Here is a 20,804-nt window from a genome sequence, read left to right as displayed (position 1 = left end):
GGCGACCGGGTCCGTGCAGCGCAGCCCGGGAATCATCGGCGACCGGGTCCGTGCAGCGCAGCCCGGGAATCATCGGCGACCGGGTCCGTGCAGCGCAGCCCGGGAATCATCGGCGACCGGGTCCGTGCAGCGCGGCCCCGGGAGTCATCGGCGAGCGGGTCCGGGTCGCGCGGCCGGATGGTGTCAGATGCCGTGGCGACGATCGCCCAGCACCGCTTCGCACAGTTGTGCTTCGGCTGCCGCCGAGAACGGGTCCCGGTACGCCGCGACCGCTCGGCTGGTCTCCTCGGTGACCAGGTCCGCGTTGATCTGGGCGGCTGCGGCCGCACCCGCCGCTGCGGCCGAGCCGACCTGGGCCAGCAGATCGGTGACATTGCCCGCGGCCCAGACGCCGGGGATATCGGTTCGGCCGGTCGGGTCGGTGGGGATGTACTCGCCGACCCCGGCCGGGTGTTCGGTCGGGCGCAATCCGAGGGCGTCGAAGAAGTGCGCGCGGGCCACCATTCGCGACGCAACGGTCAACACATCGCGGGCGACCACGGTGCCGTCGGTCAACCGGACTCCGGTGAGACGGTCGTCGACGATATGCAGAGCGGTCACCACACCGTCCACCACGCGAATACCTGTGGCGGCCAACTGCTCCGACTGCTCGGCGGTCAGCGGTGAATTTGTGTGCGCGAAGTAGCTGACATCGGCACTCAACTGCCGAAAGAGCAATGCCTGGTGCACCGCCATCGGCCCGGTCCCGAGCACGCCGATAGCCCGATCGCGAACCTCCCAGCCGTGGCAGTACGGGCAGTGGATCACATCCCGGCCCCATCGCTCGCGCAACCCCGGCACCTCCGGTAACTCATCGACCAGTCCGGTGGTCACCAGCAGTCGGCGCGCCCGCACCGATCTGCCGTCCACGGTCACCGTGAAGCCCTCCCCGTCGCGCACCACGGCGGTGACCTCCCCGCCGACCACCTGTCCGCCGTAGCCGCGGACCTCGGCGCGACCGCGCTCCAATAACTCCCCGGGCGGGGTCCCTTCGCGGGCGAGTAGTCCGTGTACGCCCTCGGCCGGGGCATTGCGCGGACGGCCCGCATCGAGCACGACCACCGAACGGCGCATTCGAGCCAGCATCAGCGCGCCGCTCAATCCCGCGGCGCCGCCGCCGATCACCACCACGTCATAGTCGTCTTTCAGCTGATCGGTCGCAGCTGCGCTGCGATCGTTGGTGCTGTATTGATCGGTTCCCTCACTACGCTCGGTCACAGCTGCGCCTCGCTGGCGCTCGGCTCCGCTGCGACCGTTGGTGCTGTATTGATCGGTTCCCTCGCTACGCTCGGTCACAGCTGCGCCTCGCTGGCGCTCGGCTCCGCTGCGACCGTTGGTGCTGTATTGATCGGTTCCCTCGCTACGCTCGGTCACATGACCACCTCCTCCCGACGACCATGCGGGACCGGCGGCGATCTTGGCAATCAAACTTGCTGATATGGCAAACTTTCGGCATGGATGACGACCTCGGCAATGCGCTCGACGCGGTCGGGCCTCGGCTACGCACGCTGCGTCGCCAGCGCGAAACCACATTGGCCGACCTGTCGGCGGCGACCGGCATCTCGGTCAGCACCCTGTCCCGTCTCGAATCCGGCGCCCGCCGTCCAACCCTCGAACTACTGCTGCCGCTGGCCCGGGCGCACGGCGTCACCCTCGACGAACTCGTCGACGCGCCACCGACCGGCGATCCGCGCATCCACCTGCGCCCGATCACCCGCCACGGCATGACCATGCTGCCGCTGACCCGCCGCGCGGGCGGCATTCAGGCATACAAACTCGTCATACCCGCCAACACCCGCGGGGAACCCGCTCCGCAAACCCATGAGGGCTACGAATGGCTCTACGTCCTCAACGGACGCCTGCGCCTCGTCCTCGGCGAACACGATGTGGTCCTCACCCCGGGCGAGGCCGCCGAATTCGATACCCGCGTTCCGCACTGGTTCGGCACCGCCGATTCCGAACCGGTCGAATTCCTCAGTCTCTTCGGCAAACAGGGTGAGCGCGCCCACCTGCGCACCAGCCCCAAGCCGAAATCCCGTTAGCGACGGCACCCGCACACACTGCGGTCCCCGGTCCGGTGCGGCGAGAGGTGCCCGTATCGAGGACATGCGCGGTTCGATGCGTTCCGACGACTCCTCAGCTGAAGCCGACCGCTTGTTCACCCCAGGCGGTGTGCAGGTCGCGGTCCGGATTGTCGATCACCCGGTCGATATTGTCGATGAGAAGGGTGGTGCGGGTGTCGGGGCGATACGGCGGCCAGTGTCTGGAGCCGTCAATGGCGGCGGGGACGCCGTGGGTGGCGAAGGCGAGCCAGCGGCGCTGCATGCGACCGGAGACCTCCATGGCCACCTTGCGGCCACCGAGCCAGAAGGTGGGGTCGTGATTCAAGGTGCCGAAATTGCCGAAGACATAAGGCAATTCGGTGGCATGACCGGCGCCGACGCGAGCCGCCTTCAGCATCGGGGTGGCATGGTCGAAGCGGTACATCCAGGTCGGCGAGTGCGCGGCGTGGCCGTCGGCGACCCAGTGGGCCGGCATGCGGAAGGCCGCATCGGTCGACATGGCCAGCGCGCCACGGGTTTTCGCGAGATCCGGGTAGGCCGAGGTGATTTCGGCGATGCGCTCGGGCGACATATCAGGATGGTTGGCGGCCACATCGCGCAACATCGCGTTCACCGCGTCCGGGGTCACCGGCATGATCGGCGAACGCAGCACCCGGAACAGGGATGCCTCATCCTTATTGGTGCCGATGATCAGCGGCACACGATGTGAACGGCCGCGCTGGAAGCAGTCGATCGGGTAGGTCGGAACCAGGTCGCCGTCGACGACCGGCGCGGCGGCCAGTCTGCCCGGCTCCCGCAAGGGAATCTCGTCGAGCAGTACGCCCGCCGCGGTCACGATCCGTTCGATCGGGCATTCCAGTAATTCGTTCGCGCGGGCAAACGGCAGTTCCATCAGTTCCAGAAAGCGTCGCGCCACACCGGCGGCCCGCTCCTGGCCGAAAACCGTTGTTGCAGGCGGGCTTTGCGCGATGGCTCGGTGGAACAGCCCGACCGCTGGCGGCGAAGTCAGCAATGCGGTCACGCATCCGGCGCCGGATGATTCACCGAACAGCGTCACATTTCCCGGATCGCCGCCGAATGCGGCGATATTGTCGCGCACCCATTCCAGTGCGGCGAGCTGGTCGTGCAGGCCGAGATTGGGCGTGAATTCGCTGGACAGCGACGACAAATCGAGGAAGCCGAGCGCGCCGAGCCGGTAGTTGACCGTCACCACCACGACGTCACCGGATTCGGCCAGCTTGCGGCCGTCGTAGATGCCCTGGGCCGCGGTGCCCAGGCAGTAGGCGCCGCCGTGCAGCCACACCAGCACCGGCCGCGGCGCACCGGTGTCGGCGGAACTGCGGGGCGAGAAGACATTGAGCCACAGGCAGTCCTCCCCCATACGCAGGCCGGAGTCGACCGGGACCATATTGCCCATCGTCTGCGGAGCGATTTCGCCAAAGGTCGCGCACTCACGGATCCCGTCCCATGGCCGCGGCGGCTGCGGTGGCCGGAACCGATTCGGGCCCGCCGGTGTGGAGGCGTACGGGATGCTGCGCCATACCGCGACCGATCCGTCCCACCGTCCGCGCACGCGGCCCCAGGTCGTTTGCGCTACCGGCTCGGTGTCGCCGACCTCGGAGTCCGGTTCGGTATCGAACTGAGTGGTCATCTTCCCGCACCTCCTGCCCACGACCCGGGCAGTGCGCTGCAAGTTTGCTCCGGCCGGGTCCAGCGCCTAGCGATCTCTTATTCGAGAGTACGTCCACCCGAACAGTTGGACGGGTTAGTCGCATCACTGCACCCGGGCGCTACGCTGGGCCGATGCCGAGTTATAGCTTCCGATGCCGCAGCTGTGGCGACACCTTCGATGTCAATCGCCCGATGGCGGAGGCCTCGAATCCGGCGGTCTGCCCCAATGGCCATGACGACACGGTCAAGCTACTGACCACATTTGCCACGGTCAGCAGGGGTAGCGCTGGCACACCGTCGCCCGCTCCGGCACCGCGGCCCGCTGGCGGTGGGTGCTGCGGTGGTGGGTGCGGCTGCTGATTCGCCGATGATTCGAGCAAGTTGATCTATGTGCTATTGATCACATCCACACAGCTGATCGTGGACGCCGTGTCACCCCATGGCCTTCGCGAACTGAGGGTTCGCGAGCGTCGTTGGGTGGTGATCAGTCGTGCTTATCGGCGTGGCCCAGGTCGCGGTCGGGGGCCACGCGGTCGCGTACCCGCTGTTTGAGTACGGCGATATCGGGAAAACCGCCGTCCGCCTTGCGTTCCCAGACCTGGTCGCCGTCGACGGTGATGCGGAAGACGCCGCCGGTGCCCGGGATCAGGGCCACCTCCCCGATTTCGGTGGCGAAGGTGCTCAACAGTTCTTGCGCCATCCAACTCGCGCGCAGCAACCAGCGACATTGCGTGCAGTACTCGATCGCGACACGTGGCATGGGTGGCACGCTACCGGTCATGGTTCGATGACGCCGTCGAGGTAGACCCAGGCGCCGTCCACGCGGGTGAATCTGCTGACCTCGTGCAGCGAGCCGCGACGCCCCTCGGCGCGGAAGTGGGCGATGAACTCGACGGTGCCCGCATCGTCGAATGGTCCGCCGCGCTCGGTGCGCAGGATCTCCAGAAAGAGCCAGCGCTGGTCCGGATCCAGCTCGAGCGTCTTCGGACGGGTGCGCGGATGCCAGGAACGCAGTAGGTATTCGACATCGCCGAGAGTGAATGCGGTATAGCGCGAACGCATCAGCGCCTCGGCCGTCGCCGCGGGCCGCTCCCCCGCCAATACCGGTCCACAGCACAGACCGAACGGTTCTCCACGCTTACACGGGCACGGCCGCGACTCGTCCATATCCCGAATCTTGCTCGCCGCGCGGACCGCTTCGCACATGGGGGTATTGCGGCCGAGTCGAGCGGCCTCGATGCCCGCCGACCGGAATCACCGAACCGACCAAGATCAGAGACAGCCGACACTCGGGCGATGACGCCGCTGCTATCTGATCTTGATTCTCGAGGTGCGATCGAGCCGCCTGAGCGCGAAGGGATTTCGAGGGCAAGTGCTCGGTGATGGTTCGGCGACTTGGATGTTCTTGGGGCTATACAAACAACTTTGGCGTGTCGCTCGGAGTGTCGCTCTATAGCGCGCCAAAATCGGCGATCCGGCAACTCCAAGGCGACGAATCACCAGGTGTATAAACGCAAGTGTCGGCACCGATCAAGGAGCCCACCATGGGAGTGTTGAACATCTTGAGTACCGGTTCGTCCATCGCCGCGACCAGCCTCTCATTGCTGGCCAGCATCCTCGACCTGTTCTCTCTTTCCTGACCCAAGTCCACCTCGCGATGCGAATGCCTTGCGGCACAACAGCATCGAATCGCACGTCGATCCGGGCGATCGACGACGACACCGTCACATGGGCGCGCACCGCCAGGTGCCGATGCGGTCACCGGACCGCCGATGCGGCCAGGGATGTGGCGATGGCGGCGGTTTGGTCGCGCCAGCGGCGCAGTTCGGTGACGCTCGGGGCGAGTTCGTAGTCGTGGTGATGCGCGGCGCGCGACAGTGCCGACCACACGGTGGCCACTTGGGCGGCGGTGTCGTGACCTGCGAATACGCGTAGGGCGAGCAGTTGTGCGCGCATCGGGCAACGCGCCAATTCCGGTGCTACCTGCAACCACAGCTCGTCGACGGACTGCTCCAGCGCGAGCCGCAGGATCCATACCGTCGCTCGCGACCACAGCCCGTCTGCATCGGTCACCGACCCGTCGAGCAGCCGATCCACCGCCTCGAACCGCTCGGCCACGGTCGGCCGCGGCGGAGTCGGCCGCACCGCGCCCTGCCGACGCCCGCCACCCTTCCGACCTACGTCGGCCCGCCGACCTGCACTCTGTCGACCGCCCCCGCCCCGCCCTCCAGTTCCGCCCTGCTGACCCGTCTTCCGTCGCGATCCCTCCGCGGCCCGTCCATTCCCAGCCTGCCCACTACCTGGTCTGCCTGCACCGCCACCCGAACCACGTGCACCACCGGGCGCCCCGCCCACAACACCACCAGGTCCACCCGCACTGTTACGACTACGCGGCCCACCTGAACCGCCACCCGGCCCGCTCACACTGCCGACACCCGGCTCGCTCATACCGGCACGCGGCCCACCTGCACCATCACCGCGCCCACCTACATCACCACCACCGCGCAGCCCGCCCACATCACCGCATGCGTCGCCTGCATCGTCTTCCGGTCTGCGTGCACTACCACCATCCCGCCCGCCCACACCGCCGAGCCTGCCCGAATCACCAACCCGCCCACCCACACTCCCGACATCCAACTCGCCCGCACCGCCTGCACCATCACCGCGCCCGCCTAGATCACCACCACCGCGCGGCCCGCCCACATGCTCGCCTGCATCGTCTCCAGGCCTGCCTGCACTACCACCCTCCCGCCCGCCCGCACCGTCGAGCCTGCCCGAATCACCAACCCGCCCACCCACACCCAACTCGCCCGCAGCACCGCGCGGCCCACCTGCATCGTCACCATCGGGCCCGCTCACCAGCGCAGCCCCGGGGCTGTCGATATCAAGACACAGCAGCCGTTCATTGCCGCAACCAGCCAACGAACTTTTCGGTGTCCGCGATCAGGTCGCGCATGCTGCGGCCGATCGGTACGTGGGCGCCCGCGGTGGCGTCGCGCAATGCGTCGACGACCCATTTGCCTTCGCGGGCAAGGTGTTTGTTCAGATCGTCGACGCGGCCGCCGATACCCATCACCGCAAGTGCGACCATCGCCCGGGTCGTCTGCGCGCCTTCGATATGGCGCTCGACGTCGCGGTGGTCCATGCCAGCGGCCAATAGATTTCGGCGCGCCCTGGCCAGGCTCGCCGCCTCCACGGCCGAGCGGCAGCAGGTGGCCACCAGTTCATCGGCGATCGCCGGGGGCAGCTGCGGGGTGCGCACCAGTGAGCGCGCGTCGTCGAGATAGCGGCGGATGGGGTCACTGGACATCCGCACCTCCACCACCGAGCGCTCGCGCCGCTGTACCTCGAGCACGCTGGCGTCGAGTTGCATGCGCCGGACCGCTTCGGCCAGCCGCTCGTCATGGGTGAACACGATCACCTGTCGCGTCCACGCCATCACCTCTAGCACCCTGGCCAGCCCGTCCACCTTCGCCGGATCCATTGCCTGCACCGGATCATCGATCATGACGAAGCGGAAGGGACTGTCCTCCACGGTCGCTCGCGGCAGGAACAGCGAAAGTCCAAGGGCGTGCAGCTCGCCCTGACTCATCACGCCGAGCGCGGCCCCGTCCACCTCGTCCACAGTGACATCGAGCAGTACCCGGCGCGCGGTTCCGGCATTGCCCTGCAACCGAATCGCGCCGAGCTCGACATTGCTCTGCTGACGCAGCGTGCGCCAGACCCAGCGCGCCGTGGTCTCCAGCGGCGCCATCCGCTCCCCGCGCAAACCGGCCGTCGCGGATTTCAACCAGTCCTCGGCGCGTTTGAGGGTGCGCAGTTCACCGCCGTTCGCAACGATCGCGCGTGCCCCGTCCAGCCAGGCGGTGATGCGCGGCACCAGTGGCGACCACACCTCGTCGAGGCGGTTCAATTCCTTGCGGGTGCCCTGCTGCAATAGCTCGAGCTCGTCGACCAGGCGCGCGTGCGCACCGCGCAGCCGATCGGGTAGGTCCGGGGCGTAGTCGGCGCCGGTCAGCGCCGCCCAGTCGGTCCAGGCTCGGCGTACCGCGCTGGTGTCGACAGTGGGCGGATTGCGCGGATCGAAATCCAGCTCCGGCGGAATATGATCCGGCAGTGCCCGAGCGTCACGGACGGCCTGCCGCAGCGCGTCGCGTGCGGTCGCGAGCGCGTCGACCCGCGAGGTCAGCTCGGTCATCGCCGCCTCCGCACCACGCAACCAGGCCGCGTCGAGCTCCCCGCGCCCGCATACCGGACATGCGCATTCCCCGCTGGCGGCAACGTGATCGCGCGCCCGGCGCAGCAGCTCCAGCACCCGCAGATCGGCCTCGGCATCGGCGGTCGAATCGCGAGCGAGCACCGCACGGCACTGTTCGAGGCGCGCGGCTATGGCTTCGACCTCGGCACCGGTGGGGAGGGCGAGGCGCACGATCGCACGCAACCCGTCGGGACCAACCGGATGTTCGTTCGTGCCGAGCACTTCACGGCCGATCGCGGTGAGATCGGGCCGATCCGGGCGCAGCAGCGCCGCCATCCGGACCGCACGATCGTCGGCCACCGTCTCCAGCGCGGCAACCAGTTCGATACGTTCCTGGCGCGAATCACGCACGGCACGTTCGAGTTCCAGTCGACGTGTGCGGATTCGCTCCTGCGCCACGGTCAATTCGTCGAGGCCGAGCAGCCGGTGCAACGCGTCGAACAGATCGCTCGGCTTACCGTCGACGAGTGCGCCGAGTTCGCTGTAGGACAGGAAGGGTCGATACAGCTCCAGCAGACCGGCCCAGCGTGCGCCATCGAAATCCGTTGGCGCGGTGCCGGGTCGCTGTTCGGTCCAGTGCGCCTGACCCAGTTCCGCCTGTGGCGCCCACTCTTTGGCGATGGTCAGCTCGGGATCGGCTCCGGTGGTGAGCAATTCGAGTTCGACCCGCGCCGACGTGCCATCGTGCAGGTTGCGCCAGCCCTCGCGCCAGGCCGCCGACCGGCCGTCCCATCGGCGATTGCTGCCGGTGAGCACCAGTTCGGCGGCCTCGGCGAAACTGGACTTACCACTTCCATTGCGCCCGACCACCAGGGTGAGACCGGGACCGGGCGGCAGCTCGAGGGTCACCTCCGGGCCGATGCCGCGGAAGCCGCGCACCCGAATCGCGCGCAGGAAGATGCCGGCGCCGTCGAATTCGGTTGCCAGATCATCGGATTCACCGCCGCCGAGAGCGCGGAGTACGGCATGTGCGACGTCGGGGGTGACGGCCGGATCAGCGGCGAGTCGCCGGGATACCACCTCGGTCAGGCGCGGCACCGTCGTCGCAGGATCTGTTCCCGGATCTGAACGCATAGGCAACCCCCTACACCACCGAACCGCGGCAAGTCCTCCAACCCCGAACCGGGTATCACTGTCGAAAGCTGAGCGAAACGCTACCCGATGGTGTCGAATTCGCCCACAGCAGTGCCGGTTCGAGTGGGTTCGAAGAGTGGGGGCGAATCTGCCCGCGGGGATGGTATGGCCATCGAACAGGCTGGGCCCCGCTCGATGTCCACCCCTCGCCAACCCCGGCGGGCAGCTCGATGGTGTGTCACCCGATTTGGGTGGCTCGGTCGGAGCCGAACAGGACAGAATGCCAGAATCGGGCAACCAGCGCAAGGCCGCAAGGCCGCCGAATATGGCGTTCGCGCAGCGTCTTCCGGTAAAAATGTCCGTTCACCACCCAACTTGTCGGTGGGCCGAGGTAGAAATCCGTCAACCGAGAAACGGGGGAAATATGACGCACACTCGATCCGGAGCCGCCGGATGAACCAGGCGGGAGCAGTCAAATGACCGCGCCATGGACCGAAGACCAGGTCAACGCATTGGCGCCCGATGCGAGCTCACTCGCCGCCGCGCGCAAGCTCGCCGGACGCTGGCAGGGCACCGGCCAGTCGGACACCGCCCTGTGGGGCCTGTGCAAAGGCAGCGGGGCCAAGCCCTATCAGACGGTCGTCGATCTGGCGGGGCCCGCGTACAAGTGCTCATGTCCCAGCCGCAAGTTCCCGTGCAAGCACGCCCTATCGCTCTTGCTGAACTGGTCGGGTGGCGCGGTCACCGAGACCGCGCCGATCGCGGACTTCGCGGCGGAATGGATCAGCGCACGTGCGGCCCGCGCCGCCCAGCCCGCCAAGGACCCACAGCTCCGCACGGCGAACCCGGCCACCGCCGAACAGCGGCGGGTGCGGGTAACTGCGGGCCTGGAAGAGCTCGACATTTGGCTCGGCGATCAGGTGCGCACCGGGCTGGCGCAGACCGACCGCTCGTTCCGAGCCTTCGAGGCGATCGCGCGCCGGATGGTCGACGCCCAAGCGCCGGGCGTCGCCACCGCGCTGCGACAGCTGCCGACCACCGTGGTGAACCGGGCGGACTGGCCGGACGTGGTGCTGGCCGAATACGCCAGGCTGCATCTGCTGATCGCCGCGCACCGTCGCCTCGACGAGCTGTCCCCGGAATTGCAGGCCAGCACCCGGATCCATATCGGCTATCCGATGCCCACCGAGACCGTGCGCGCCGAACCGGCGGTCCGCGACCATTGGCAGGTCCTCGGCATCCGCACCAGTGAAGAGGAGCGGCTCTATACCCGCCGAACCTGGTTGTACGGCAGACAGACGCGGCGCTGGGCCATGCTGCTCGAACACTCCTTCAATGCGCCGAACTTCTCGACGGAGGTGCCGCTGCCCGGTCTGATGGCCGACGCGGAGCTGCACTACTACCCGGGCGGTGCGCCGCTGCGCGCGCTGTGGGGTGAGCGGCGCGGTGCCGCCGAACCGTTCACCACATTGCCGGTGCTCGACGGGACGATCGCCGCCGCGCTGGACGCGCATGCCGGGGCGCTGGGCGCTGACCCTTGGCTGCGGTCACGTCCGGTGCTGCTCACCGATGTCGTACCGGTGTGGACCGAAAATGGCTGGTACATCACCGAATCCGACGGCACCGCACTGCCCGTCGCGGCCACCGAGCAGCCGTGGCGGCTACTCGGGGTATCGGGCGGGCATCCGGTGACGCTTGCCGCCGAGTGGAGTGCCGCCGGATTGGTCCCGATCTCGGCGTTCATCGCAGGTGAGATCGTCGATATCGGCAGCACGGAGTACGCGACATGGGGAGCGTCGAATTCGCCCGCCGCATCGCTGTCGGAGGATCTGACCTCGGTGGCCCTGCTCGGCACGGCCCGCAGGGCATTGGATACCGCATGTCTCGATGCCCCGGTCGCGGCGGCGGCGACGCGGTTGCGCAGTGACCCCGCGCTGGTACTGCTCGAATCGGCCGCGCTGCGCGGCGCCTTCGCCCGCGGTGGCACCTCCATTGCCAGGGCCACCGTGCCCGAACCCGCCCAGGATGACGCTCGGCGACTCATGCCGCGGGCTGCGGCCGCCCGGCTGTCCCGGCTGTTGCGCGACCGGTCCGCCTTCCTGCCCGAATGGTTCGCCGCCGCAACACCATTCGACTACCGCGCGCCGGACGCGCTGTGCAGCCTGCTGCTCGAGCAGGCGAAGGCGAATACCGAGCTGCGCGAGCCACTGCTGTGCCTGGCCGGCACCCGCGGTCGATGGCTGGCCGACCGGCATCCGCAATGGCGAGAACTGGTGCGGCAGGGGCACGCCGATGCACCGACGGAACAGAGCTGGCAGTTCGGCCAGCCACCCGAGCGCCGGGAATGGCTGGCCGAGCTGCGTCGTCGCGATGCCGACGCGGCGCGGGCGGCACTGGCCGCGTCCTGGCCGAAGGAATCCGGCCCGCTGAAGGCGGAGCTGCTCGCCATACTCGCCGACGGGATTACGGCCGCCGACGAACCACTGCTCGAATCGGCGCTGGACGATCGGCGATCCGATGTCCGGCGAGTCGCGGCGAGACTGCTTCCGCTGCTGCCGAATTCGGCATTCGCCGAACGCATGCAGCGACGGGCTGGGGACTGGGTCACGGTCGAACACCAACTGCTGCATCCGAATCTGGTTGTCCGCGTGCCAGAAGAGCTCGATGACGCCGACCGCAGGGACGGCATCACCGATCGCACTGTGGAATTCACCTACCGCTGGGATGGCGCACCGGATCTGCGTGCCGGGCGGCTGCGCCAACTCATCGCCGCGACACCACTGACACACTGGGAGTCCGCGCTCGGCGCACCGGATAAGGCCACCCAGGCCAAGATCGTCGATCGGTTCCGGCAGCCACTGTTCGACGGCTGGGTGGATGCCGCACTGGCACAACACGATCCGACCTGGGCACGGGCGCTGTTCGATGCCGGGGTGCCGACCGATCTGGCGATGCTGCGGCGACGCGAACTGTTCGCCCTGCTGCCGCTGCCCGATCGCACCCGGCATCTGCTCCAACTCGACGGCGCATGGCTCTCGGAACTGGAGGCCCTGCTGCCCGCCTTGGGTCATCCGTGGCCGGAACCCCTTGTCCAACACCTGCTGCTGTTGTTGTTCGAACGCGCACGTGCCGCGGCCAAACGCCCCGAGGCGCACGGCAACGGCCCGAGCGCACATCGGTCGCTGCTCGCCGCGCTGGCCGTGCACCTACCCGTCGGCGCGGCACGGGCGGCCACCGCGGTGGCTCGCAAATGCGCCGACCCCAACTGGGAACGAGCCTTCGATCAGCTCGCCCATGACCTCAACCACCGCTCGATGATGCTCGAGGAGTTGCAGTGACGACCACTACCACCGCCGATACCACGCCGGAGCTGTTGCGCCCGCATGCCGAACAGGCCTTTGCCGATGAACTGCGGGCACTCGCGGCGCTCGACGATCGGCCGCGTCCACCTTCCTGGCAGCTGTCCCCGTGGGCGGTGGTCACCTATCTGCTCGGCGGCACGCTCGACGACGGCACGGTGATCACCCCCAAATACGTCGGGCCGCGCAGGCTCATGGAGGTCGCGGTCGCGACCCTGGCGACCGATCGGGCGCTGTTGCTGCTCGGCGTGCCGGGCACCGCGAAAACCTGGGTATCGGAACATCTTTCGGCCGCCGTCAGCGGTGCGTCGACGCTGCTCGTACAGGGCACATCGGGCACCGCCGAAGAGGCGATCCGCTACGGCTGGAATTACGCGCGCCTGCTCGCCGAGGGCCCCAGCGAGGGCGCGCTGGTGCCGTCACCGGTGATGACCGCGATGAGCCGCGGCGCGATCGCCCGTATCGAGGAACTCACCCGCATCCCGTCCGATGTGCAGGATGCGCTGATCACCGTGCTGTCGGAAAAGACACTGCCGGTACCGGAACTCGGCATGGAGGTGCAGGCCGCCAAGGGCTTCAACGTCATCGCCACCGCCAATGACCGCGACCGTGGCGTCAACGATCTGTCCTCCGCGCTGCGCCGCCGCTTCAACACGGTGGTGCTCCCGCTGCCCGCCAGCGAGGACGAGGAGGTCGCCATTGTCACCCGCCGCGTGGAACAGCTCGGCTCGGCACTCGAGCTGCCGACCGTCCCCGCCGCGGCCGAGGAGGTGCGCCGCGTGGTGCGCGTCTTCCGGGAGCTGCGCTCCGGCATTACTGCCGACGGCCGCACCAAGCTCAAATCCCCCTCCGGCACCCTGTCCACCGCCGAAGCGATCTCGGTGATCACCAATGGCATCGCCCTGTCGGCCCATTTCGGCGACGGCACGCTGCGCGCGTCCGATATTGCCGGCGCGGTTCTCGGCTCGGTGATCAAGGATCCGGTGGCCGACGCCGTCATCTGGACCGAATATCTGGAAGCCGTTGTCCGCGAACGCCCCGACTGGTCCGACTTCTACCGCGCCTGCCGCGAGATCAGCGGATGAGGTTGCGGCCGAAGCGAATCAACCGCAACTCGATCCCGCGACACCGCATGTTCAGCCCAGGGGTAACACGGTGACAGAAACACATACATCCGATGCCGACGATTCGGCTCCGGACATCCGCTACGGCACCACGCAGAGTGGTCCGGCAACGAGGGTATTCGGCATCCGCCACCACGGCCCCGGTTCGGCCAGATCGCTGCGCACCGCGCTGGAGAGGTTCCGACCGGATACGATTCTGATCGAGGGCCCGGCCGATGCCGACCCGCTCGTCGGTTATGTTGCGGCCGAGGGGATGTCACCACCGGTCGCGCTGCTGGCCTATGTGCCGGACACGCCAGCCAAGGCCGCGTTCTGGCCGTACGCGGTGTTCTCGCCGGAATGGCAGGCACTGCGATACGCCGTCGAAAACGATGTGCCGGTGCGGTTCTGCGATCTGCCCGCGAGCAACGCACTAGCCGCCGAGGACGAACCGGGTGATCGCATAGATCCGCTGGCCGAACTGGCGGCCGCGGGCGGCTACGACGATGCCGAGCGCTGGTGGGACGCGGTGGTCGAATCCGTCGCCGACGCGGACGCTTTCGACGCGATCACCGAGGCGATGGGCGCGCTGCGGGAAGCTGCCGAGCGGGGCCAGTTCGCGATCGGAACTGCGACCGGCACAAGCGAAGACCATGCGCCTGACGACCGGCGCCTTGGGCCGCCTGCGCACGGACGAGATGTTGCGCCTGGCGTCCAGACGCGTGCGAGTTCGGCCGCAGGTGACACAGTCGACGCGATCGGCCGCGAAGTCACCGTGCGCGAACCGACAAGGCCCGAGGGCACGGGCACAAGCACAGACGTTTCGCCGGACGACGCGCCTGACTTCCAAACGCATGACAGTGCAACCGCAGGCGACTCAGTCGGCGAAGAAGACGCTGTGTGCGATCCGATAGCACCCAACGGCACCGGCACAACCGCGCATGCATCGCTGGACGGTGCGCATGACAGCGCGACTGCAGGCGACACGGTCGGCGAAGCGATCGGACCCGAAGACACGGCGCGCGAACCGATAGGGTTCGACGGCATCGACGCCCACACCCTGCGGCGTGAAGCGTACATGCGCCAGACGATGCGCAAAGCGTTGAAGGAGGGGTCACAGCGGCTCGCCGTGGTGTGTGGGGCCTGGCACGCACCGGCATTGACTGGAAAGCTGGGGCCAGCGACCGCGGATACCAAGCTGCTCAAGGGACTCCCGAAGGTCAAGGCGACTTTGACGTGGGTGCCCTGGACGCATTCGCGGCTGGCGAGCACCTCCGGATACGGCGCGGGCATTACCTCGCCCGGCTGGTATCACCACCTGTTCACCGAGACCGAGCAGCCGATCGCGCGCTGGCTGACCAGGGTGGCCGGGGTGCTGCGCGCCCACGATCTGCCGGTCTCCAGCGCGCACATCATCGAATCCGTTCGGCTCGCCGATACCCTCGCGGTGCTGCGGGCCCGGCCGCTTGCCGGACTCTCGGAGGTCACCGAGGCGGTGCGGTCGGTAATGTGCGCGGGCGATGAGACCATGCTGCGGCTGGTCGCAACCGAACTGGTGGTCGGCGAGGCGCTCGGCGGCGTACCCGAGGGCACGCCGACCGTCCCGCTGGATGCCGATCTGCGCGCCCGGATTCGCACACTTCGGCTCAAACAGGAAGCCCTGTCCCGCAACCTCGATCTCGACCTGCGCAAGGAACGCGAGGTCGAGCGCTCCCGGCTGCTGCACCGGCTGCGGCTGCTCGGCATCGACTGGGGCACACCGACAACCGGCGAAGTCCGCAGTACCGGCACCTTCCGGGAGAGCTGGACGCTGCAGTGGCGACCCGAATTCGCCGTGTCGATCATCGAGGCCTCGCGCTGGGGCACCACCATCGGCACCGCGGCCGAGGCCAAGATCCTCGATACCGCGAGTCGCGCGGACGCCACCGTCGGCGATCTCACCGGCGCACTGGAGGTGGCGCTGCTCGCCGATCTCGGTGGCGCCACCGACGGCCTGATCACCCGCCTGGAATCCGCCGCGGCCCTCGATCACGATGTGACCCATCTGCTGGCCGCCCTCCCCGGCCTGACCCGCACACTGCGCTACGGCGATGTGCGCGGCACCGACACCAAGGCGCTCGCCCACGTCGCCGACGGCCTGCTCGTGCGCATCTGCGCGGGCCTGCCCGGCGCGGTCACCGGCCTCGATACCGAAGCCGCCGAACAACTCCGCAGCCAAATCGATGCCGCGCACACCGCCATCCACACTCGCGACGACAACTGGGCTACCGGCGAATGGCTGGCCACCCTGCGCCGCCTCGCCGATCGCGACGATGTACACGGCGCTCTCGTCGGCCGCGCCGTCCGATTGCTCGCCGATGCCGGACGCATCGACGAATCCGATTCCGCGCGTAGGCTTTCCGCCGCGCTATCGATCGGCAATACCGCAGCGGCCAAGGCCGCCTGGATCGACGGCTTCCTGGGCGGTCGCGGACTGCTACTCGTCCACGACCGAGAGTTGTTGCGCCTCATCGACGATTGGCTGCGCGGCCTCGGCGACGATATGTTCGTCGAAATCCTGCCCCTGTTGCGCCGTACCTTCGGTGCCTTCGAATCCGGAGAACGCCGCGCCATCGGCCAGGCCGTGCGCGATGGCGGGGTCCTCGCGGCGCGCACCGACGACGGCACGGCTTTCGATATCGAGCGCGGACTCGTCGCAATGCGCACTGTCGCGGACATCTTGGGGGTGCCGGTATGAGCCGGACAGCACCCGGTGGGCTCGTGCCTCTGATCGCCCCGACACCGGACGCGGCGGCACAACGGCCTGCCCGCCCGAACGTCCTCGACCAGCACACCATGTGGCGGCATCGCGCCGTCACCGACCTTCCCGGAGTGGCCGGATGACCGCAATCGATGAAACCCAGGCCAGGCGTTGGCGTTTGGTCCTCGGCACCGCCGCCGAGCAGCCGCTCGGCGGTCTCGGATCCGCCGACGACGAGGCGATGGACCGCGCGCTGTCGGCCCTCTACAACACCGGCGACGACCAGAGCTCGGGCAAGCGCTCCGCCGGTCTCGGCGGCTCCGCGCCAAAGGTGGCCCGCTGGCTCGGCGATATTCGCACCTACTTCCCGTCCACCGTCGTGGAGGTCATGCAGCGCGATGCGGTCGATCGCCTGAACCTGACCCAGCTCTTACTGGAGCCGGAACTGCTCGAAGCGGTGGAACCCGACGTGCATCTGGTCGGCACCCTGCTCAGCCTCAATCGGGTTATGCCCGAAACAACCAAGGCGACAGCGCGAATGGTGGTCGAGAAGGTGGTCCGCGAGATCGAACAGCGCATCGCTGCACATACCGTCGCCGCGGTCTCCGGCGCACTGAACCGCGCTGCCCGGGTGACCCGCCCGCGACTGCGCGATATCGACTGGGACCGCACCATCCGCACCAACCTGGCCAACTATCTGCCCGAATATCGCACCGTCGTCCCCGAGCGCCTGATCGGCTACGGCCGCAAGGCGCAGGCGGTGCGCCGCGACGTGGTGCTGGCCATCGATCAATCCGGCTCGATGGCCTCCAGCGTCGTCTACGCCTCGGTCTTCGGCGCGGTACTCGCCTCCATGCGTTCGCTGAAAACCTCGCTGGTCGTCTTCGACACCGAAGTCGTCGACCTGACCGAACAACTCAGCGATCCGGTAGAGGTGCTGTTCGGCACCCAACTCGGCGGTGGCACCGATATCAACCGCGCGATCGCTTATTCCCAATCGCTGATCACCCGCCCGGACGACACCCTCTTCGTCCTCATATCCGACCTCTACGAGGGCGGCATCCGCGAAGAGATGCTGCGGCGGGTGAACTCCATGCGGGAGTCCGGCGTCCAAGTGGTAGTCCTGCTCGCCCTGTCCGACGACGGCGCTCCTGCCTTCGACCACGACAATGCCGCCGCCCTCGCCGCCCTCGGCATTCCAGCCTTCGCCTGCACCCCGGACAAGTTCCCGGATCTACTCGCACTGGCCCTGGACCGTGGCGACGTCCAGGCCTGGGCCAACCGGAACACCTGACGGACTCAACTGCCTGATGACAGGCTGACCACACTTTGGAGCAGCGACAGGAACTTGACGCCGACATCCAGAATCGTGTCGAGGGCGCTGATGAAACCCATGGTCGGACTCCTTGTCTGAACCGGGCAAACAAGTCAACCCGTCGATGGTACGCCCTAGTTGATCTTGTTTCGCCCGTTTGCCGTGGTCAGCGCGTCGCGAGCAATTCCGGACCGACCGGGCCCATGGCACCCCACGCGGTGGCCGACGCGGGCACTATCAGCGGATGCAGCAGCGACGCCAATCCGAGCAGGACGACCGCGATGATCGCATCGAGCCAATAGTGATTGCCGGTGCCGACCACGACCACCGTCGTGAGCACCGGATGCGCCAGCGCCAGCCACCGCCAGCTGCCGCGGGTCGCGGCCACCACGGCGAAGGCGAGCAGCAGGGCCCACCCGACGTGCAGTGAGGGCATGGCCGCGAACTGGTTGGAGAGCCCGCCGGATTCCGGTGAGCCGTAGACGGATTGGCCGTGTATCGCGGCGAGGTCGACGAATCCGCACTCGGGCAGCATGCGCGGCGGCGCGAGTGGCATCAGCATATGCACCGCCAGCGCGGCCGCGGTCAATGCCACCATCAGATTTCTGGTCCATCGATAGTGCTCGGGCCGAAAGACCCACAGCCATAGCAGCACACCGATCGCGACCGTGAAATGCGCGGTGGCGTAATAGAAGTTGGCCCCCACCGCGAGCAGATCCCGATGCAGGAACACACTCTGCACCGTGGTCTCCTCCGGCAGCCCAAGCGCATCCTCGATGCTCAGCATGCTCCTGGCATTCCCGAGCGCGCGCACGGTGTCGTCGGCGGTGACCATCCGCCCGACCCGATAGGCCAGATACAGCACAGTTATCAGCGCGAGTTGCCCAACCGCCTCGCCGCCGCGGCCGTGCACCGCCGCCCTCATCTTCTCGGCGATACCGCCGAACACAGGCGAAAAGCCCACACTCGAACCACCGAGACCCGCTGCCACCATCGCCAGCGGCCTCCTTACCCATCGAACCCCAGGCCGTAATCAGACATTAAGCGGAGTAGTAGCCTCCGTTTACCGTAACACCGATCGTTAGACAGGCTCAGCACACTGTGACCGGACAGACACAACATCTCGCATCTCCGATAGGCTGCTCCCGATTTCGACTTGCTGGAGGGGGCCGCATGCTGCGCCGTGGTGATGTATTCGCGGAGTATGTGATCGAACGAGAGTTGGGCCGCGGCGGCATGGGCGCGGTATACGCCGCACACCACCCCCGATTGCCGAAGTTGACGGCACTGAAGCTGCTGCACCGGGATCTGTTCGGCGACAATGAGATCCGCGCCAGATTCGGGCGCGAGGCGAATCTCGTCGCGACACTCGATCATCCGAATATCATCACGGTCCACGACCGGGGCAGCGAGGACGAACAGCTGTGGATCGCCATGCAGTTCGTCGACGGCGTCGATTCCGCCTCGGTGCCGCAGGCGGATATGTCGGCGCCGCGCGCACTGCAGATCATCGTCCAGACGGCCGATGCACTCGACTATGCACATCGCGCAGGGGTGCTGCACCGGGATGTGAAGCCCGCCAATATCCTGCTATCGCAGTCGGCCGGCGTCGGCTCCGGATTCGCGGAACGGGTGCTGTTGACCGACTTCGGGATCGCCCGACTGCTCGACGACACTGGCCAGCTGACCCGCACCGGCACCCTGACCGCGACCCTGGCATACGCGTCACCGGAGCAGCTGACCGGTGCGAGCCTCGATCACCGAACCGACCAATATTCCTTGGCCTGCACCCTGTTTCGATTACTCACCGGCCACGCTCCGTTCGATTCGACCAACGCGGCAGTGGTGATGCTCGGGCATATCCAGTCGCCACCACCGTCACTGATCGCCGAACGCCCCGATCTGCCAGCGAGTTTGGCTGCGGTGATGACCAAGGCATTGGCGAAGGACCCGCAGGACCGCTACGCCTCGTGCACCGAATTCGCCGACGCCGCGGTGCGCGCGCTTACGCCACGTCCGAGCACGGCCCCGGCATCATCACCGAAACCCATACTCGCCCAGGAAGATATCGTCCACGGCTGCCTACTCGGTGGTGCCATCGGCGACGCACTGGGCGCACCAGTGGAGGACATGCTCCTGCACCACATTCGGCTGCGTTACGGCCCGCGCGGCGTGACCGGCACACCGGACACCTTCCAAGGACACATCTCCGACGAGACACAGCTGACCCTGTTCACGGCAGAAGCCCTGATCAAGGGTTCGATGCAAGGTCGCGCGAAAGGCATTGGCGGCGCCACCGTCGGGCTGATGCAGATGGGCTATCTGGTGTGGCTGCAGCACCAAGGCGTAACCATCCCGCCGCAGCCCCACACTCCGCAGAGCGTGCTGTCGTCGTATCCGGAACTGTTGGGCCATCGCGGCACCACCCACGCCGCGGTCACCGCGCTGCAACAGGTGGCCGCACAGCGGCAACCAGGCGCACCGCTCGGCACCAGAACCGCACCCATCAACGACTCCAAGGGCTGCTCGGCCGTCGTTCGCGCGGCCCCGTGCGGGCTGGACCGACGAATGACCATCCAGCAGATCTTCGAATTGGGCTGTGACGCGGCGGCGCTCACCCACGGCAACCCGAGCGGCTGGCTGCCCGCTGGCACCATGGCCGCGATCATCGCCGGGCTGTCGCGTGGCGCCGACCTCGGTGTCGCACTGGACCTGGCCCGTACCGAACTGACCAGGTACGACGCACATGCCGAGACATCGACCGCCCTCGCGGCCGCCATCGAACTGGCCGCACGGGTGGACGGCCGAATGCCACCGGCGGAGGATACGAACGACCTCGGACACGGGTGGATCGGTCCGGAAGCCCTGGCCATCGGCGTATTCGCCGCGCTCTGCGCCGAAAAAGTCGGTGGCACACCGGAACAGATCGTCCGCAACGGACTCTTGTTCGCGGTCAACCACTCTGGTGACAGCGACTCCACCGGGGCCATCTGCGGCAGCATCCTCGGCGCCCGCTACGGCCGCCGCGCTATCCCGCGCGAGTGGCGGACCGCGCTCGACGCCGGTCCGGTCATCGAGCGCCTGGCCGCCGACTTCTGTGTCGAATTCGGACCCACGCCGCCGAGCGACGCATACGGTGCGCCGACGGCGGAGTGGTTGGCCCGCTATTTCCCCAGATAGTC

General features: G+C 67.7%; 17 protein-coding genes. 8 read left to right on the top strand and 9 right to left on the bottom strand.

Going from position 1 to position 20,804, the window contains the following annotated elements:
* Window positions 1-183: 183 nt before the first annotated feature.
* Window positions 184-1,188: an NAD(P)/FAD-dependent oxidoreductase gene (locus ABZ293_RS02840; protein ID WP_355177144.1), complete on the bottom strand. Its 1,005-nt coding sequence runs from the start codon at window positions 1,186-1,188 to the stop codon at window positions 184-186.
* A 305-nt stretch (window positions 1,189-1,493) separates the two neighbouring features.
* Here ABZ293_RS02840 and ABZ293_RS02835 point away from each other — a divergent pair, with 305 nt between their 5' ends.
* Entirely contained in the window at window positions 1,494-2,081 is a 588-nt protein-coding gene (locus ABZ293_RS02835) for an XRE family transcriptional regulator (RefSeq protein WP_355176977.1), read from the top strand.
* Window positions 2,082-2,175: 94 nt separating this feature from the next.
* Here ABZ293_RS02835 and ABZ293_RS02830 read toward each other — a convergent pair whose 3' ends face one another.
* Window positions 2,176-3,753, bottom strand: a complete 1,578-nt coding sequence (locus ABZ293_RS02830; protein WP_355176976.1) for a carboxylesterase/lipase family protein — start codon at window positions 3,751-3,753, stop codon at window positions 2,176-2,178.
* A gap of 152 nt (window positions 3,754-3,905) precedes the next feature.
* Between ABZ293_RS02830 and ABZ293_RS02825 the strand changes: the two genes are divergently transcribed.
* Window positions 3,906-4,133: a zinc ribbon domain-containing protein gene (locus ABZ293_RS02825; protein WP_355176975.1), complete on the top strand. Its 228-nt coding sequence runs from the start codon at window positions 3,906-3,908 to the stop codon at window positions 4,131-4,133.
* A gap of 124 nt (window positions 4,134-4,257) precedes the next feature.
* Here ABZ293_RS02825 and ABZ293_RS02820 read toward each other — a convergent pair whose 3' ends face one another.
* The 6 genes from ABZ293_RS02820 to ABZ293_RS02795 form a co-directional block, all read right to left on the bottom strand.
* Window positions 4,258-4,533 (bottom strand): SelT/SelW/SelH family protein, encoded by a 276-nt coding sequence (locus tag ABZ293_RS02820; RefSeq protein ID WP_355176974.1) that lies wholly within the window; start codon window positions 4,531-4,533, stop codon window positions 4,258-4,260.
* A 17-nt stretch (window positions 4,534-4,550) separates the two neighbouring features.
* Window positions 4,551-4,979 carry a YchJ family protein gene (locus ABZ293_RS02815; RefSeq protein ID WP_355176973.1) on the bottom strand — a complete coding sequence of 143 codons (429 nt, stop codon included), beginning with the start codon at window positions 4,977-4,979 and terminating at the stop codon, window positions 4,551-4,553.
* A gap of 552 nt (window positions 4,980-5,531) precedes the next feature.
* Window positions 5,532-5,918, bottom strand: a complete 387-nt coding sequence (locus tag ABZ293_RS02810; RefSeq protein WP_355176972.1) for a hypothetical protein — start codon at window positions 5,916-5,918, stop codon at window positions 5,532-5,534.
* A 341-nt stretch (window positions 5,919-6,259) separates the two neighbouring features.
* A complete protein-coding gene (locus tag ABZ293_RS02805) occupies window positions 6,260-6,436 on the bottom strand; it encodes a hypothetical protein (RefSeq protein ID WP_355176971.1) in 177 nt (58 codons plus the stop codon).
* 9 nt (window positions 6,437-6,445) lie between these two features.
* A complete protein-coding gene (locus tag ABZ293_RS02800) occupies window positions 6,446-6,619 on the bottom strand; it encodes a hypothetical protein (RefSeq protein WP_355176970.1) in 174 nt (57 codons plus the stop codon).
* 56 nt (window positions 6,620-6,675) lie between these two features.
* On the bottom strand, window positions 6,676-9,105 hold the full coding sequence (locus ABZ293_RS02795) for an AAA family ATPase (RefSeq protein ID WP_355176969.1): 2,430 nt from the start codon (window positions 9,103-9,105) through the stop codon (window positions 6,676-6,678).
* A 476-nt stretch (window positions 9,106-9,581) separates the two neighbouring features.
* Here ABZ293_RS02795 and ABZ293_RS02790 point away from each other — a divergent pair, with 476 nt between their 5' ends.
* The 5 genes from ABZ293_RS02790 to ABZ293_RS02770 all read left to right on the top strand — a co-directional run bounded on the left by ABZ293_RS02790 (window position 9,582) and on the right by ABZ293_RS02770 (window position 17,601).
* Window positions 9,582-12,443 carry an SWIM zinc finger family protein gene (locus ABZ293_RS02790; RefSeq protein WP_355176968.1) on the top strand — a complete coding sequence of 954 codons (2,862 nt, stop codon included), beginning with the start codon at window positions 9,582-9,584 and terminating at the stop codon, window positions 12,441-12,443.
* Window positions 12,440-13,549 carry an AAA family ATPase gene (locus tag ABZ293_RS02785; RefSeq protein ID WP_355176967.1) on the top strand — a complete coding sequence of 370 codons (1,110 nt, stop codon included), beginning with the start codon at window positions 12,440-12,442 and terminating at the stop codon, window positions 13,547-13,549. The genes ABZ293_RS02790 and ABZ293_RS02785 overlap by 4 nt, the downstream gene beginning before the upstream one ends.
* A gap of 115 nt (window positions 13,550-13,664) precedes the next feature.
* Entirely contained in the window at window positions 13,665-16,304 is a 2,640-nt protein-coding gene (locus ABZ293_RS02780) for a DUF5682 family protein (protein WP_355177143.1), read from the top strand.
* A complete protein-coding gene (locus ABZ293_RS02775; protein WP_355176966.1) occupies window positions 16,301-16,450 on the top strand; it encodes a hypothetical protein in 150 nt (49 codons plus the stop codon). The genes ABZ293_RS02780 and ABZ293_RS02775 overlap by 4 nt, the downstream gene beginning before the upstream one ends.
* Window positions 16,447-17,601, top strand: coding sequence for a VWA domain-containing protein (locus ABZ293_RS02770; protein WP_355176965.1), 1,155 nt, complete (start codon window positions 16,447-16,449; stop codon window positions 17,599-17,601). Before ABZ293_RS02775 ends, ABZ293_RS02770 begins: the two co-directional genes overlap by 4 nt.
* Before the next feature lie 187 nt (window positions 17,602-17,788).
* On the opposite strand, the gene ABZ293_RS02765 is transcribed toward ABZ293_RS02770, so the two are convergent.
* Complete coding sequence (locus ABZ293_RS02765) at window positions 17,789-18,616, bottom strand: phosphatase PAP2 family protein (protein WP_355176964.1); 828 nt, start codon at window positions 18,614-18,616, stop codon at window positions 17,789-17,791.
* A 179-nt stretch (window positions 18,617-18,795) separates the two neighbouring features.
* On the opposite strand from ABZ293_RS02765, the gene ABZ293_RS02760 reads away from it, so the two are divergent.
* Window positions 18,796-20,802 (top strand): ADP-ribosylglycohydrolase family protein, encoded by a 2,007-nt coding sequence (locus ABZ293_RS02760; protein WP_355176963.1) that lies wholly within the window; start codon window positions 18,796-18,798, stop codon window positions 20,800-20,802.
* The last annotated feature ends 2 nt before the right edge of the window (window positions 20,803-20,804 follow it).

The organism is Nocardia sp. NPDC005998, from assembly GCF_040614395.1.
GTDB lineage: Bacteria > Actinomycetota > Actinomycetes > Mycobacteriales > Mycobacteriaceae > Nocardia.
The sequence above is the reverse complement of the archived record's forward strand: the minus strand, read 5'-3'. Positions and strand labels throughout refer to the sequence as shown.